Origin of the sequence: Halorientalis sp. LT38, assembly GCF_037031225.1 — an archaeon.
GTDB lineage: Archaea > Halobacteriota > Halobacteria > Halobacteriales > Haloarculaceae > Halorientalis > Halorientalis halophila.
Genome location: NZ_JAYEZN010000001.1, coordinates 2897697 through 2913353 on the forward strand (window position 1 = coordinate 2897697; position 15657 = coordinate 2913353).

14 protein-coding genes are annotated in these 15657 nt (G+C 67.4%); 7 read left to right on the forward strand and 7 right to left on the reverse strand.

What is annotated here, in order from left to right:
* Window positions 1-2: 2 nt before the first annotated feature.
* On the forward strand, window positions 3-896 hold the full coding sequence (gene pstB, locus U5918_RS14960) for a phosphate ABC transporter ATP-binding protein PstB (protein WP_336002315.1): 894 nt from the start codon (window positions 3-5) through the stop codon (window positions 894-896).
* Between the two features lie 49 nt (window positions 897-945).
* Window positions 946-1632 (forward strand): phosphate signaling complex protein PhoU, encoded by a 687-nt coding sequence (gene phoU / locus U5918_RS14965; protein WP_336002316.1) that lies wholly within the window; start codon window positions 946-948, stop codon window positions 1630-1632.
* A gap of 170 nt (window positions 1633-1802) precedes the next feature.
* Here phoU and U5918_RS14970 read toward each other — a convergent pair whose 3' ends face one another.
* From U5918_RS14970 to U5918_RS14985, 4 genes are all read right to left on the reverse strand, one after another.
* On the reverse strand, window positions 1803-2264 hold the full coding sequence (locus tag U5918_RS14970; RefSeq protein WP_336002317.1) for a hypothetical protein: 462 nt from the start codon (window positions 2262-2264) through the stop codon (window positions 1803-1805).
* A gap of 94 nt (window positions 2265-2358) precedes the next feature.
* Window positions 2359-3078 (reverse strand): DNA repair and recombination protein RadB, encoded by a 720-nt coding sequence (radB, locus tag U5918_RS14975; RefSeq protein ID WP_336003341.1) that lies wholly within the window; start codon window positions 3076-3078, stop codon window positions 2359-2361.
* Window positions 3079-3126: 48 nt separating this feature from the next.
* Complete coding sequence (locus tag U5918_RS14980) at window positions 3127-3969, reverse strand: hypothetical protein (RefSeq protein ID WP_336002318.1); 843 nt, start codon at window positions 3967-3969, stop codon at window positions 3127-3129.
* A 61-nt stretch (window positions 3970-4030) separates the two neighbouring features.
* Complete coding sequence (locus tag U5918_RS14985) at window positions 4031-4438, reverse strand: hypothetical protein (protein ID WP_336002319.1); 408 nt, start codon at window positions 4436-4438, stop codon at window positions 4031-4033.
* Window positions 4439-4517: 79 nt separating this feature from the next.
* Between U5918_RS14985 and U5918_RS14990 the strand changes: the two genes are divergently transcribed.
* Together U5918_RS14990 and U5918_RS14995 are read left to right on the forward strand one after the other, a co-directional pair.
* Window positions 4518-5246, forward strand: a complete 729-nt coding sequence (locus tag U5918_RS14990; protein WP_336002320.1) for a RuvC family protein — start codon at window positions 4518-4520, stop codon at window positions 5244-5246.
* A gap of 194 nt (window positions 5247-5440) precedes the next feature.
* Window positions 5441-7444, forward strand: coding sequence for a thiol-activated cytolysin family protein (locus U5918_RS14995; protein WP_336002322.1), 2004 nt, complete (start codon window positions 5441-5443; stop codon window positions 7442-7444).
* Between the two features lie 7 nt (window positions 7445-7451).
* Here the strand turns inward: U5918_RS14995 and larC are convergent, their stop codons facing one another.
* Complete coding sequence (gene larC / locus U5918_RS15000; protein WP_336002324.1) at window positions 7452-8813, reverse strand: nickel pincer cofactor biosynthesis protein LarC; 1362 nt, start codon at window positions 8811-8813, stop codon at window positions 7452-7454.
* A gap of 139 nt (window positions 8814-8952) precedes the next feature.
* On the opposite strand from larC, the gene U5918_RS15005 reads away from it, so the two are divergent.
* Window positions 8953-9186 carry a hypothetical protein gene (locus U5918_RS15005; RefSeq protein WP_336002326.1) on the forward strand — a complete coding sequence of 78 codons (234 nt, stop codon included), beginning with the start codon at window positions 8953-8955 and terminating at the stop codon, window positions 9184-9186.
* A gap of 55 nt (window positions 9187-9241) precedes the next feature.
* On the opposite strand, the gene U5918_RS15010 is transcribed toward U5918_RS15005, so the two are convergent.
* Complete coding sequence (locus tag U5918_RS15010; RefSeq protein WP_336002328.1) at window positions 9242-11434, reverse strand: hybrid sensor histidine kinase/response regulator; 2193 nt, start codon at window positions 11432-11434, stop codon at window positions 9242-9244.
* 194 nt (window positions 11435-11628) lie between these two features.
* Between U5918_RS15010 and U5918_RS15015 the strand changes: the two genes are divergently transcribed.
* Both U5918_RS15015 and U5918_RS15020 read left to right on the forward strand, forming a co-directional pair.
* Window positions 11629-13857, forward strand: coding sequence for a CDC48 family AAA ATPase (locus U5918_RS15015; protein ID WP_336002330.1), 2229 nt, complete (start codon window positions 11629-11631; stop codon window positions 13855-13857).
* Window positions 13858-13975: 118 nt separating this feature from the next.
* Window positions 13976-14377 (forward strand): hypothetical protein, encoded by a 402-nt coding sequence (locus U5918_RS15020; protein ID WP_336002332.1) that lies wholly within the window; start codon window positions 13976-13978, stop codon window positions 14375-14377.
* Between the two features lie 66 nt (window positions 14378-14443).
* Here the strand turns inward: U5918_RS15020 and U5918_RS15025 are convergent, their stop codons facing one another.
* The gene (locus tag U5918_RS15025; RefSeq protein ID WP_336002334.1) at window positions 14444-15586 is read right to left on the reverse strand and encodes a CBS domain-containing protein; all 1143 of its coding nucleotides are present in this window, start codon (window positions 15584-15586) and stop codon (window positions 14444-14446) included.
* Window positions 15587-15657: the final 71 nt, after the last annotated feature.

Below are 15657 nucleotides of genomic sequence, written 5' to 3' on the forward strand. Positions count from 1 at the left end.
CTATGACACAGGACAACATGACAGACGCGAACGAGAGTCCGACGGCGAATACGGCGACCGAGACGCCGGACCCGTCGGGCGAACCGCTCGTAGATCAATCGATCGACGTCGAGGGTGCGAGCGGCTCGGATCGTGGTTCGGGAGCCGCCCGGACGGTCCTCGAAGCGCGAAACCTCGACGTCTATTACGGCGACCTGCAGGCGCTGAACGACATTTCTCTCGAGATTCCCGCCCGGCAGGTCACGGCGATGATCGGCCCCTCGGGCTGTGGGAAGTCGACGTTCCTCCGGTCGATCAACCGCATGAACGACCTCATCGACGCTGCCCGCGTCGAGGGCGAACTGCTGTTCGAGGGCAAGGACGTCTACGACGACGACGTCGACCCGGTTTCGCTCCGGCGGCGCATCGGCATGGTGTTCCAGCACCCCAACCCCTTCCCGAAGAGCATCTACGACAACGTCGCCTACGGGCTCCGCGTCCAGAACATGGAGGTCAGCGACGAGATCGTCGAGCGGGCACTCCGAAAGGCCGCCCTCTGGGACGAGGTCAAAGACCAGCTAGACAAGTCTGCGCTGGACCTCTCGGGCGGCCAGCAACAGCGGCTCTGCATCGCCCGGGCCATCGCCGTCGACCCGGACGTCATCCTGATGGACGAACCGGCCTCCGCGCTCGACCCCATCGCCACCTCGAAGATAGAGGACCTCATCGAGGAACTCGCGGAGGACTACACCGTCGTCATCGTCACCCACAACATGCAGCAAGCGGCCCGCATCTCGGACAAGACGGCCGTCTTCCTCACCGGCGGGGAACTCGTGGAGTACGACGACACGAACAAGATCTTCGAGAACCCGGAACACCAGCGCGTCGAGGACTACATCACCGGGAAGTTCGGATAACGTCTGACGCTCGCCCAACACATAAACCGTCACTCGGCAAAACACAACCATGCCACGCAAGGACTATCAGGCGCAACTCGCGGACCTCGAGGACGACGTGCTCTACATGAGCGAGGTCGTCCTCGAACGGTTCCGGATGGGAATGGACGCCCTCGACCGCAAAGACGACGAGATGGCCCAGGAGGTCATCGAGGGCGACCACGAGATCAACGAACTGTACCTCGAACTCGAACAGGACTGCATCGACCTGCTCGCGCTCCAGCAGCCGGTCGCCGGCGACCTGCGCTTCATCGCCGCCTCCTTCAAGATCATCACCGACCTCGAACGGATCGGTGACCTCGCGACCAACCTCGGGGAGTACACGCTGGACGCCGAGCGCGACGTCTTCCCCGACGTCGACGTCCAGTCGATCGGCGACGAGATCCTCGAGATGGTCGAGGACGCGATGGACGCCTACGCCGAGCAGGATCCCGAGGCCTGCTTCGCCATCGCCGACCGGGACGACGACGTCGACGCTCGCTGTGAGGCCGCCTCCGAGATCGTCGTCCGCGACCTCATCGAGACCGAACTCGACGAGCGCGACGGCCTCAGCGACGACGAGGTCGAGACCTTCATGAACGAGGTCTCGAGACTCCTGCTCACCATCCGCGACCTCGAACGCGTCGGCGACCACGCCGTCAACATCGCCGCCCGCACGCTCTACATGGTCGAGAACGACGACGCCCTCATTTACTAGCTCCCACTTTTTACAAGAGGGGGTGCGCGGGGCGCACCCCCTCTTCCAAAAACTTGGGGAAAAACTGCTCGGCGCTCCCTTCGGTCGCGCCGAGTGAACCGGCGCGCGAAGCGCGCCGGACGTTTACCTCTCCCGCTACGGCACGTCCGCGACGCGACTGACCCCTGCGGTCAGGAGTCGGTGGGCGTCTCGGTGGTCGACCCGACGAACAGCCCCATCTCGGTCAGCGACACCGTGATCCGCCGGGTTTCGCTCACCACCTCGATCTCGTCTTCCCCGCCGCTGCTCTCGAAGAAGTCGCGCTCGCCCTCGGAATCGTTCGTCGTCGTCCCGTTCGCCTCGCTCCCGTTCTCCTCGCCCTCCAGGCTGATCCCGAACGAGACGTCGACGGGGACCGTCGTCCGTTCGCTCGGTCGTTCGACGACGTCCTCGAAGGCGTCCGACTCGCCGCTGCCGAGGGATCCCTCCTCCTCGAAGTCTGCGACCGAGAGGCGATAGTCCCGTTCGCTATCGAGGCCGTTGGAGACGATGACGTCGATCCCCTCCTCCGCCCCGCTACAGCCCGCCAGGCCGCCGGCGAGCACCACGCCGGCGCCGGCGACGAACCGCCGTCGCGAAGTCCTCCGGTGCACGACCTGTCAGACAGAGTGAACTATTATAAACGCTTCCTTCGTTTCGCCAGCAGAGGGGCTGCACACTACCGTCTGCCGAGTGCGATGGCGGCCGCTAGGGCACGTCCTCGACGCTGGTCAGGCCCTCGCCGGTGATCTTGAACTGGACGGTCTCGCCGGCGGGTTTCGACCGGTGTTTCTCCAGCGTCGCCCGTCGGTTCCCGCCACGGAACCGCTCCAGCCTGACCACGACGCCCGACCAGTGGGTCAGGGTGTGCCCGCCCAGCGGGCGCGCCCGGTCGCTCTCCGGGTCGGTGAAAACCTGGTTGGTGATGACCACCGCCAGGTCGTGCTTGCGGGCCAGCGAGAGGAGGTGGGTCACCTGCTGGGCCACGGTCCGGAGGGCGTCGCCGGCCTCCTCGTCCTCGGCGCGGCTGATCCGGTAGAAGCCCGTCGCCGAGTCGAGGACGATCAGTTCCACCTGGTCGGCGAACTCCGCGGCGTCGCGCACGGCCTCGCCCTGCTCCTCGAAGTCGAGCACGTCAGAAACGATGATCCGCGACGCCAGCTCGTCCACCGCAGCCGAGCGGCCGCTGGCGAGTTGCTCGAGCCGGTCGACCGAGATGCCCTCGGTGTCGATGATCAGGGCCGACTCGCCCCGGGCCGCGGTCTCGACGGCGGCCGAGAGCGCGAGGTTCGTCTTGCCGGCGGCCGGCGGGCCGTACAGTTGCGTGACGACGCCGCGCTCTAGGCCGCCGCCGAGCAACTCGTCGACCGCCGAACAGCCCGTCGGAATCGGCTCGCTCACGACCGGGGCTTGGGCGCCACCGCTCAAAAACGCTCCCACTCGGCGGCGCGACCGCTCTCTGCCCGCCTCGGTCGATCACCGCTCGCGGGGCAGGTGCTCGGCGAGCGCGTCGATCAGTGCGTCCTCGTCCTCGATCTCCTCGCGCCAGCAGCGGATGGCCGGGCGCCATCCCGACCGGTGGAGGACGACCGCGTCGTCGGTCACCGCGAACGACTCGAACGCGTCCCACTCGTAGAGCCGGCGGTGGACGTAGTTGCTGCGCTCGATCCCGACGGGGGCCAGCCGATAGGTGCGGGGCTGGCCGAAGCCGAGGAGGGCCGCACCGCCGACGAACGCGGGCGCGCCCAGCCACCAGAACTCCGCGAGGCCGACGAACTCCCCGCCGAACGTCAGGGCTGTCCCGACGAGGTAGAGGACTACGGCCCCGACCTGAACCCGGGTCCGGAGCGGCTGTGGCCACCCGGCCTTCCACTCGGCCCGGACCGCCTCGTCGTCGACCACGGTCCTCGCGTACCGGGTCCGGGTCATCGCCACGAGGAGCAGGCCGACCACGATCCCGCTGGCCGAGAGGAAAAAGCCCGCCATTGCCACCCCGCGGAGGGCGTGGAGACTGGCGAAGTAACCCGCCGCGACGACTAGGGGAACGAGACCCAGCAGCCAGGCCCACCGCGTCGCGCCGAGGCGCTCGGGGAGGCCGCGCCATCGGGTGACGGCCCAGGCCACGCCCGCAGTGACGAGCGTCACGAACCCGAGGAAGTTCCCGTAGAGGACGCCGGCGTCGCTGGAGACGGTCAGTGCGATCACTCCGGTCAACGCCGGCGCGAGCAGTGCGGACGCGTAGAGCCCTGTGACGAAGGCGAAGACCGCGTCCGGTCGGTCCGGCGACTGGAGGGCTGGCCTCCGGACGACCTCTTCCATGTCCGTTCGTTTCACTGACACGGGCAAAATCTCTTTCGGGGACGACCAGGCCGTCGGTCCGCTACCGTTCGGGCAGATACTCGGCGACGGCCTCGCGGACTGCATCGGGCTCCTCGACGTCGGACAGCGAGAAGCGGAGCGCCGGCCAGGGGCCCGATCGGTGGAGCACCATCGCGTCGTCGCTCGCCTCGAACTCATCGAAGTCCGCCCAGTCGTAGGTCCGGGTCCACACCCGGCCGGAGCGCCGGATGCCCTCTGCGGAGAGCCGGTAGCCGTCGCGGTGGCCGAGCGTCCAGCTCAAAAGCAACCAGACGCCGCCGACGAAGATGAGGTCGGTGAGCCGGGGGACCTCCAGGAAGATGGGTCCCAGCGTCCCGACCAGGGTGGCGAGGAGGGCCGGGATCCCCGTCAGGATCGTCAGGCGTCGCCGCAGGGCCGCGGGCGGCCCGGCCTCGAACTCGACGTCCATGGCCGGACCTGCGGACCTCGCCCCCAAGGCGATTGCGGTCGACGGTACCACTGAAGTCGCCCGGTCGCCAAGAGCCGATGTGATCGTCGTCGCCACGGGGGACTTCGAGGTGTACCACGGCGTGGTCAACGAGCTGCGGGACCGCGGCGTCACCTTCACCACCGTCGAACCCGGCGCTGCCCTCCCCGAACGAGCCTCCGTCGTCGTCACCGACCCGGAGACCGACCTGGACGCGGGGATTCCGGTGGTCACCGCCGATCCCGCCGACCCGCGCGACGCTGTCGAGGAGTTGCTGGCCGTCCTCCGCGGGGGCGCGGGCCGAACCGTCGTCGGCATCGACCCCGGCGACCGCCCGGGCGTCGCCGTCATGATCGGGGACACCGTGGTCGCCGCCTTCCACGTCCCCGCGACCCAGGCCGCCGACGTGGTGGCCGACGAACTCGAAGACGCCACCGACCCGCTGGTCCGGATCGGCGACGGCGCACGACTGGTCGGCGCGCGCATCATCGACGACCTGCCCGACGTGCCGATCGAACTCGTCGACGAGACCGGCACCACGCCCTATCTCGGCACCGGCGCGCGGGGGATGGGCGACGTGCTCGCGGCGGTCAACATCGCCCGGATCGAGGGCGAGGCGGTCGAGTCACGCGAGATCGAACCGACGGCGGGCGAGATCCAGCGGATCAAGGACCGCTCGCGGGAGGCCTCGGACGCGAACCGCGCTATCGACGACGCACTGGCTCGCCGGGTGGCCGTCGGCGAGTTGACGATCGAGGAGGCGCTCGCCGAACACCGGGATAGCGAGTGACTCGCTATCCGGAAGACTCGTCGCTGCGGCGGTCGAGGAGCGCGACCCGCAGGCTGGAAACGTTTCGCCCCAGGTTAATTTACTATCCAACAGATATAATATTATACTGTACGATAGCAAAAACTAGCCTCCGATCAGGGTCCGGAACGGACGTCGGACCGGTCGAACGGATCAGGGGGCGGGAACTGATCGAAATGACAGGAGACGACGAGAACACGCACGTAGACAGACGAACGCTCCTCGGATCCACGGCCACGCTCGGCCTCGCAGCGACGGCCGGGTGTCTGGGCCTGCTCGGTCTCTCCGAGGAAGACGAGGATTCCACGGCATCGCCGACGAGTGCACCCCAGTCGACGAGTACCCAGCAACCAACGAGTGCACCGACGCCGGTCACCACCGTCAGAGACGCCGGCAACGACGATGCGGGGCCGAACCTCACGCTCGCACCCTGCGTCGCCGATGGGTCCTGCGTGGTGACGCCCGACGACGACGTCGTGACGGATCCGGACCTGTTCCAGCCCAACCTGACCGTCGATCCGATCGACGTCGGCACGCTGCCCACGGACATCGACCTCGGTGGCGCCGACGGCGGTGGAGACGACGGATCGAGCGGCTCGCTCCGGGATCCGACCACCGTCACCGGGTCCGGCGCGGTCGAGGTCGAGGTCACGCCGGACAGCAAACAGCCGTCCGACGAGAGCGCAGGGGCCGAACAGACCGAAACGAAGTCCGACGTCGTCTGTACGACCCAGAAGCGCCGGCTGACCGCCGGCGGGCCAGCGAACTTCCTGATGGACCCCCAGATCGGCACCATCTGGCCCGGCGCGATACTGGAGGCGAACAGCATCGCCAACGGACAGTTCTCACCGGCCCTCTCCCAGCAGCGGCGAGCGGGCGCGTCGGTCGACGACATTCGACAGCCGATCGAGCTATCGCTCTCGCTGATGAACGTCGAGAACAGCGATACCAGTGTAACGGTCCAGAACCCCTCGCTGGGGAACGTCAGAAACGCCCGGAGCGAACTCCTCAGTCGGTTCAACCGGACGGCGACGCCGGCGAAACAGAAGGCCAGGATCCACCAGGTCCACTCCGAGGAGCAACTCAAAGTCGCGCTCGGGGTCCACTACGACAGCAACAACCTCGACATCGACAACGAGTTCGACTACTCCAGCGATTCGGAGACCAACAAGTTGCTCGCGAAGTACTGGCAGATCTACTACACCCTCGACGTGTCGGTCCCCAACCCCGTCGCCAACGGGTTCGTGACCGATCAGGGCGCGTACCTGAACCGGAACGACGTGATCATCAAGAACGTGTCCTACGGTCGCTTGCTGCTGTTCTCGGCCGAGTCGAAGTACCAGCGAACGAAGGTCAGTAACTCGCTGAAGGCCGCCCTCAACTACGGCAAGAAGGAGGGGAAGATCTCGACCGACGTCGAACACGAGCAGGTCCTGCGCGACACGAAGATCGACGTGCAAGTGATGGGCGGGAGCGCCGAGAGCGGCGCCAAGACGATCAGCAAACCCGGGGAGGACGCGTTCGAGACCATCAAGAACTGGATTCAGCGAGGCGCCACGTACGACCCGAAGACCTCCCCGGGCGTCCCGATCTCCTATCACTCGAAATACCTCAGCAACCTCGATACCGCCAACGTCTACCTGACCACGTCCTACACGTCCCGGAACTGTCGCCCGACGACGAACAAATATCGGGTCCACAACTTCTCGTGGGAGGTGCTCTCCGAGAGCGACCCGGGCAACGAGGAGGAACTCTACGGCGACATCTACGTCGTCGGGTGGCCGGTCCCGAAAGACGGCGTCCTGATCGGGACGGACGCACGGATCGAACCGAAGGGCGCCCCCAGCGACGGCGAGGTCTGGGACCGTTCCAAATCCAGCCACCTCAACCTCAAGGAGAACCAGCGCAAGCAACTCACCGTCGACGAGACCCTCGTCTTCGACGACATTCAGGAGATCGACCAGAGCAAAGCCTACATCCAGGTCACCGCCGTCCCCCACGAGAAGGATCCGACCTCGAACGACGATTTCGGTAACAAGAAACACGTCAAGTGGTTCCTGAACGAGGCACCGAGCGATCCCGACACGGCCGGCAACGGCCCCGGGAAGTTCAAGATCCGCTGGAACGACCACGGCTCCGAGATCGAACTGGCGTTCGACATCTCGCCGCTGCCGCCCTGAGGGTCGCTTACCGAACGCTCCCTTCCGCTCGTCGCATCACGTCCCGGATCGGCAGATCGGTCTCGCGGGCGACCGCGAGCGCGTCGTCGTACTCGGCGCTCACGTCATACACCGTGCCGCCGGCGTCGCTGGCGACTTTGACGGCCACGTCGTAGTCGGTGCCGTCCACGGGCACCGTCGCGGTCACGACCTCCCGGTCCGCGACCCAGCGGTGACCCGCGCCGTGTTCGCGGACGCCGAGCGTCCCGGTCTCCTCGGCCAGTCGGCGCGCGACCCGGTCGGCGTCCTCCGGACTGACGATCACCTTCACCAGGTGACCGGGGCGGGACTTCTTCATCGTGAGCGGGACTATCGAGACGTCCTTCGCGCCGGCGTCGGAGAGGCGTTCCTGTAACCCGCCGAGCAACTCGGGCGAGGCGTCGTCGAGGTTCGTCTCCAGCACGGTGATCGCCTCGCGCCGAAGCCCCCCGGCCCCGTCGCCGACCAGCGCCCGGAGGACGTTGGGGTACTCGTCGAAGTCGTACCCACCTGCGCCGTAGCCCGAGGCGTCGACGGTCAGCGACGGCAGCGCCTCTACGCCCTCGGCGACGTGGGCCAGGATCGCCGCCCCGGTCGGCGTCAGCAGTTCCGCATCGACGGGGCCGCCGCGCAGCGCCCAGTCGGCCCGCTCCGCGACCTCGACGACGGCGGGCGTGGGCACGGGGTAGGTCCCGTGACTCATCGACACCTCGCCGCCGCCGGTCGCGAGCGGCGTCGTCACCACCCGATCGACGTCGAGGTCGTCGAGCAGCAGGGCGAACCCGACCACGTCGGCGATGGCGTCGTCCGCCCCGACCTCGTGGAAGTGCGTCTCGTCGAGGTCCGTCCCGTGGACCGCCGCCTCGGCCTCGCCCAGGCGCTCGAAGATCGCCAGCGCGTCGTCGGCCACTCCCGAGGGGAGGTCCATTCCCTCGACGATCGCCACGACTTCCGCGTAAGTGCGGTGCGGGCCGTGCCCCTCCGCGTGCGTGTGGTCGTGGTCTTCGTCACCGTGGTTGTGGTCGTGTTCCGCGTCGCCGTGGTCGTGTGTGTGCTCGCCGTGGCCGTGTTCCGGGTCCGGCGAGTGGTCGTGGGTGCCCTCGCCGGTGTGGTCGTGGGGGTCGCCGTCGGCTCCACCACCGTCGTCGGGTTCGTCGTCGGCCAGCAGGACGTCGACCGCCGTCGCGTCGATCCCGGTCTTCCGGACCGACCGGACCGCGTAGCGCACGTCCAGTTCGTCGGCCTCCTCGACGGGCGCGAGGGCGTCCCGGTCGGCGCCCGCCGCCAGAAGTGCCCCGAGGAGCATGTCGCCGCTGGCTCCCATGCGGCCGTCGAACGCGAGTGTTCGCATACCCGTGAGACTGTCGCGGGCCGGGAAAACGGTTCGGTCACGCGTCGGACGGGAGGGGGCCGATCTCTCACCCCCTGGTAGGTGGCCGGCAATATCGGGGGCAAGACTGACCCCGCCAACTGCCCCACGTTCGGTCGCTATGTCCCCACCCCTCCCCACCGACCCGACGCTGCTCGTCCCATCGCTCGACCGTTCGAGCGTCGGGCTTCCGGCCGTGCTCCTGGGCTATTCTCTCCTCGCCCTGGTGCTGCTCGCCCGGGGTGTGAAGCGAAACTGGCTGGGCCGGCGCGGGCTCGCGGCGCCCGAGCGGCCCGACGCCGACCCCGATCCTGGAGACCCGTTCCCCGACGGCCGCGAGGAACCCCGGCGGTAGGGTCTCGCCGCTCTCGCTTTGCTCTCACTGGCCGGGGGTCCGATCCCGGGTAGGCTCAGGCGAACTCGACGCCCGTGATCTCGAAGCGCGTACCGCCCTCGTCGCTCTCGGCGACGGCGATCTCCCAGCCGTGCGCGGTCGCGATCTCCTCGACGATCGAGAGGCCGAACCCGGTCCCGTCCTCGGCGGTCGTATAGCCTGACCGGAAGACCGCGTCGCGTTCATCGGGTGGGATCCCGGGCCCGTCGTCCGCGACGAAGAACCCGTCTTCCAGAGCCCCGACCGTGACGGTGACGGCGTCGCCGCCGTGCTCGACGGCATTGCGATAGAGGTTCTCCAGCAGGCGGGCGAGCCGGCCCTCGTCGGCCACCACGGTCCGGTCGGTCTCGACGTGGAGCGTCGCCGCGTCCGACTCGACGGCCTCGCGACACGCTTCGGCGACCGCGCCGAGATCGACCGGGCCGACGTCGCTCGCCCGCTCGCCGGTTCGGGCGAGCGTGAGCAGGTCGTCGATGAGGGTCTCCATCCGCTGGTGGCTCTCGGCGACGTGGTCGAGGTGCTCGTTGTCGCACTCCTCGCGGGCGAAGGCCAGGCGGCTCTCGGCGACGTTGAGGGGGTTGCGCAGGTCGTGGGAGACCACGCCGACGAGCCGTTCGAGCCGCTCGTTCTGTCGGCGGAGCTCCCGTTCGCGCTGCTTCCCGTCGGTGATGTCGCGCAACACGCCGACGGTGCCGCGGAACTCGCCGTCCTCCATCGGGAGCAGGGCGATGTGGTTCTCGTTGGGGACCCGTCGACCGTCTTTCGTGATGGTCTCCATCTCGAAGGAGGCTTTCAGCCGGTCGTCGTCGGCCAGCAGGCCCCGGATCTCCCGTTCGCCGGCCGCGACGTCGTCGTCGTCCATGATGATCGAGACGTGTTCGCCGACGAGTTCGGCGGGCTCGTACCCGGTCGTCGTCAGGTCGGCGTCCGTCGGCGGGATGATCGACGTGAACCGGCCCTCGGCGTCGAGCATGTACACCTCGTCCGGGATCGTCTGGACGATGGTTTCGTACTGTTCGAGTTCGCGCTCGCGCTCCCGGCGGTCGCTGATTTCACGGACGACGCCGACGGTGCCGCGGAACTCGCCGTCGTCCATCGGCCGGAGGGTGAGGTTCACCTCGATCGGGACCGCGTCGCCCGCGGCGGTCAGCAACTCGGCCTCGACGGTCCGGACCGCCGCCTCGTCCGCGGAGAGGAGGCTCCGGATCGCCGCCTCGAACGCCTCGATGTCCTCGGCCGCGAAGAACTCGTCCGGATCGGCCGACTGCCATCGCTCGCGATCGTAGCCCGAGAGCTCGGCGAGATACTCGTTGACGTGGACGAAATTTCCGGCCTCGTCGAGCGAGTAGACGCCGTCGCCCATCGTCTCGACGATGCGCCGGTAGCGTTCGAGTTCGCGCTCGGGGTTTCCGCGCTTGCGGTCGGTGACGTCCCGCGTGAAGCCGACGACGCGGGCGACTTCCGACCCGTCGGTGCCGTCACCTTCCGCTTCGAAGATCGGCTCGGCCTGGACCCAGACCCAGCGGCGGTACCCCTCGTCTTCGTTGACGCGGAACTCGAGGTCGATGGACTCCCCCGCCGACACCCGCGAGGCGGCATCGCGGACGCGGTCCCGGTCGTCGGGGTGGACGGCGTCGAGGAACGAACTCGGGTCCGCCCGGAGTCGCTCGACGGACTGCCCCCAGATCTCCTCGTAGGCGGAGTTGACGAACTCGATCTCCTCCCAGTCGCCCGAATACATCCACAGTGCGTCGTTCGAGTTCTCCGCGAGTTCGCGGAGCCGCTGTTCGGCGCGCTCGACGGCGCTCGCGGCCCGGCGCTGCTCGACCGCGTTGCCGATCCGGTTGGCCAGGAGCTCGTACTGCTCGGTCCCCGGCTTCTTCTGCAGGTAGTCCGAGACGCCGGCGGAGATGGCCTCGCTCGCGATCTCCTCGCTGCCCTTGCCGGTGAACAGGATGAAGGGCAGATCGGGGTAGTCGGCCCGCACGGCATCCAGGAACTCGAGACCGTTCATCCCCGGCATGTCGTGATCGCTGACGATACAGTCGACGGCGTGGTCGTCGAGGACGGATAGCGCGTCGCTGGCGCTCGGTGCAGTCTCGGTCACGATCCGGTCGTCCGCGCGTTCGAGGTAGTCGGTCGTGAGGGCCGCGAGCTCCCTGTCGTCGTCGACGTGAAGCACCCGAATCGTCGACGCGGTGCCAGCCATGACACAGGTAACGGGCACGGACGGAAATTACCTTTCGGGTCGTACCGAACTCGGATGGGCGGAACGGCGTCCGGAGCCGCCAGCACGGCCGTTGTGTCCGATCGTAACCGACCGGTAACGAAGCCGGAACCGGATCCCCGGTAGCAAAAAGCATATCTCCCGCCGTACCCGAGTGTGCTACATCCCCACAGAGTATGAACGAAGTTCAACTAGAGGTGGCGAAGGCGTACCCGAACGATTCGGGACGCGGTATCGCCCGCCTCGACCCCGATACGCTGTTGCATCTCAAACTCTCACCGGGAGACATCATCGAGATCGAGGGCAGTGACACCACCGCGGCGAAGGTGTGGCGCGCCGACCGCCAGGACTGGAACACTGACACCGTCCGCATCGACGGGTTCACCCGCCAGAACGCCGACGTGGGCATCGGCGAACGCGTCACCATCCGCAAGGCCGACGCGAAGAAGGCGGACGAACTCGTCCTCGCCCCGCCCGAAGAGGCCTCCGTCCAGTTCGGCAGCGACGCCGCCGGCATGGTCAAACGGCAGATCCTCAAGCGGCCCGTGGTCGAGCGCGACATCGTGCCCGTCATGTCGAGCACGAACCACCCGTTCATGCGCTCGCCGGGCCAGGCGATCCCGCTGATCGCCGTCGAGACCGATCCCGAGGACGTGGTGCTCATCACGGAGGACACCGAAGTGGAACTCCGCGAGGAGCCCATCTCCGGGTTCGAGAAGACCGGCGGCGGGATCACCTACGAGGACATCGGCGGCCTGCAAAACGAGATCCAGCGCGTGCGGGAGATGGTCGAACTCCCGATGAAACACCCCCAGATCTTCAAGAAACTCGGCATCGAGCCGCCCCAGGGGGTGTTGCTGCACGGCCCGCCCGGCACCGGCAAGACGCTACTGGCCAAGGCCGTGGCCAACGAGACCTCGGCGAGTTTCTTCTCCATCGCCGGGCCGGAGATCATCTCGAAGTACTACGGGGAGTCCGAACAACAGCTCAGAGAGATCTTCGAGGACGCCAGCGAGGAGGCGCCCTCGATCATCTTCATCGACGAACTCGACTCCATCGCGCCCAAGCGCGAGGACGTGACCGGCGAGGTCGAACGCCGGGTCGTCGCCCAGTTGCTGACGATGATGGACGGCCTCGAATCCCGGGGTCAGGTCATCGTCATCGCGGCCACGAACCGCGTGGACTCGGTCGATCCCGCACTCCGGCGGCCGGGCCGGTTCGACCGCGAGATCGAGATCGGCGTCCCCGACGAGGTCGGTCGGGAGGAGATCCTCCAGATCCACACTCGCGGGATGCCCCTCTCCGACGACGTGAACCTCTCGAAACTGGCCGAGGAGACCCACGGCTTCGTCGGCGCGGACATCGAGAGCCTGACGAAGGAGTCGGCGATGAAGGCCCTGCGGCGCTACCTCCCCGAGATCGATCTCGACGAGGAGGACATCCCGCCGAGTCTCATCGACCGGATGATCATCAAGCGCGACGACTTCAAGGGCGCGCTGAACGAGGTCTCGCCGTCGGCGATGCGGGAGGTCCTCGTCGAACTCCCGAAGATCAACTGGGACCACGTCGGCGGGCTCCAGGACGCGAAAGAGCAGGTCCAGGAATCCGTCGAGTGGCCGATGAACTCCCCAGAGAAGTTCGAGCGCATGGGCGTCACCCCGCCCTCGGGCGTGTTGCTCTACGGCCCGCCCGGCACCGGGAAGACGCTGATGGCGAAGGCGGTGGCCAACGAGACCGACGCGAACTTCATCTCGGTGCGTGGGCCACAGTTGCTCTCGAAGTGGGTCGGTGAGTCGGAGAAGGCGATCCGGCAGACCTTCCGGAAGGCCCGGCAGGTCGCGCCGACGATCATCTTCTTCGACGAGCTGGACTCGCTGGCGCCCGCCCGGGGCGGCGAGGTCGGCTCGAACGTCTCGGAGCGCGTCGTCAACCAGCTGCTGACCGAACTCGATGGACTCGAAGAGATGGAGGACGTGATGGTCATCGGCGCGACCAACCGGCCGGACATGATCGACCCCGCGCTCATCCGCTCGGGTCGGTTCGACCGGCTCACCTACATCGGCGAGCCCGACGTGGAGGGCCGCGAGCAGATCCTCAAGATCCACACCCAGGACACGCCGCTGTCGGCGGACGTGAGCCTCCGGGAACTCGCCGAGATCTCCGAGGGCTACGTCGGGTCCGATCTGGAGAGCATCTGCCGCGAGGCGGCCATCGAGGCGCTACGCGAGGACGACGACGCGGACGTCGTCGAGATGCGCCACTTCCGCCAGGCGATGGAGGGTGTCCGCCCGACCGTCGACGAGGACATCCGCGACTACTTCCAGCAGATGGAAGACGAGTTCAAGGGCGGGGCCAAACCCCAGCGCAAGGGCGGTCGCGGCGGCGGCCGTATCGGCTTCCAGTAACGCACCAGCCGGTCCCGAGCCGGTCGGGGAGATCGCTCCCACACCGGGCCGGGACCTGCCGTTTTCGACGCCGGGATATCGTGTGAACTTACAAGGTGGTTCACACCAACGACCCTGTATGGTAGAGACGTTGTACAGCGACGAAGGGGTCTGTACCATCCGCTGGGACGGGCAGATCGACGCGGTCGTCGTCGAGTGGGAGGGGGACATTGGCGGCGAGGACTACCGGCGGGGGCTGGACCGGGCGCTCGAGGCGATTCGCGAGCGGGACGCGAGCAAACTCCTCACCGACAGCCAGGCACAGGGACTGATGGCTGAGGCAGACAAGACCTGGACGATCGAGGACTGGGTGCCGCGGGCGAAATCGACTGGCCTCGAGTACGTGGCCGTGGTCTACCCCGCGGACCAGTCGGCCCGGGTGACGGTGGACATGATGGCCAGAGAGCAGCCCTACACCGACCTCGAGCGGCTCTTCACGGACGACTGGTCGGAAGCGCGGGACTGGATCGGAACGAAGTGACAGCGAAAGGCGGCCCGCAGAATCGCTCGCCTCGTGCGGTGTGACTCGACGACCAGTGGACTCGGATTACAGTTCGCCGAGTTTGCGGAGCAACTGGCCGCGGTACTCCTCGTCGGATCGGACGTCTTTCAGCTCGAGCACGTTGCGTTCGAGCTTGTCGAGCGCGACGTTGAAGGACTGTTCCGACCCGTACCCCTCGCCGGAGCCGGCGATCTGGCCCTCGGTGGTCCGCAGGCGGATCTGACACTGGATCAGGGGCGTGCCGCGGAGCTTCTCCTTGTGCTCGTGGAAGCGGACGTGGGCGTGGCGCACCTGCATGTCGCTGTACTTGTCGACGACGCTCTCGATGTCCTGGCGGACGGTGTCACGGGAGAGCGTCTCGAGCAGCTTGATGTTCGTGATCTGGACGTCCATGTGCTCCTCCTCCGTGTAGGTCAGCGCCCGCAGGACGTCCGTCTTGGTGAGGATGCCGACCACCTGGCCGTCGTCGCCCTCCGGGGTGACGACGAGGCCGTTGTAGTCGTTCTCGATCATCCGGCTCACTGCGGAGCGGACCGACTCCGAGAGGTCGGTCGTGGCGACCGGGCTCGACATCACGTCGTAGACGGGGATGTCGAGGATGCGGTCGTTGCCGCCCGCGCGCTCGCCGCGCGTGGACTTGTCCATGTCGCGGACGACCACGTCGACGATGTCGTGGGTGGTGAGCATTCCGGAGAGCAGGCCGTCCTCGTCGAGGACCGGTACGCGCGAGATGCCGTGTTCCCGGAGGAGGTTGATCGCCTGCCCGATGTGGGTGTCCTCGGAGACCGTCACGACGTTCTCGGTGTAGATGTCACCGACCTCGAGCGCGTCGAGGTGTTCGAGCACCGCCTCGAGGATCGCGTTGGTGGTGACGATCCCCCAGAGGCGGCCGGCCTCGAAGACGGGTGCGATCTTCGTCCCGCCCTCGACGAGGACGCGGGCGACCTCCCGGACGTCGTCGGTCCGTTCGACCTTCGGCGCCGAGACGACGAGCGACTCGGCCTTGGCGTCGTCCTGGACGTGGGACTGGAGCAGCTGCCGGCGTCCGATCACGCCCTCGTACTCCCCGTCGGCCGTGACGATGATCCCGCGGGGGTTCTTGCGCTCGAATATCGAGCGGACCTTCGCCAGCCGCTCGGTGGCGTCGACTTCGATATAATCACTGGTCGCGATATCGGCGATATCCATCGTAATCTCCCGTTTTTGCTTGGCTGCCCGGGGTAATCAAACTTCCCAGTGGTTCCGGGCCACCGGGGATC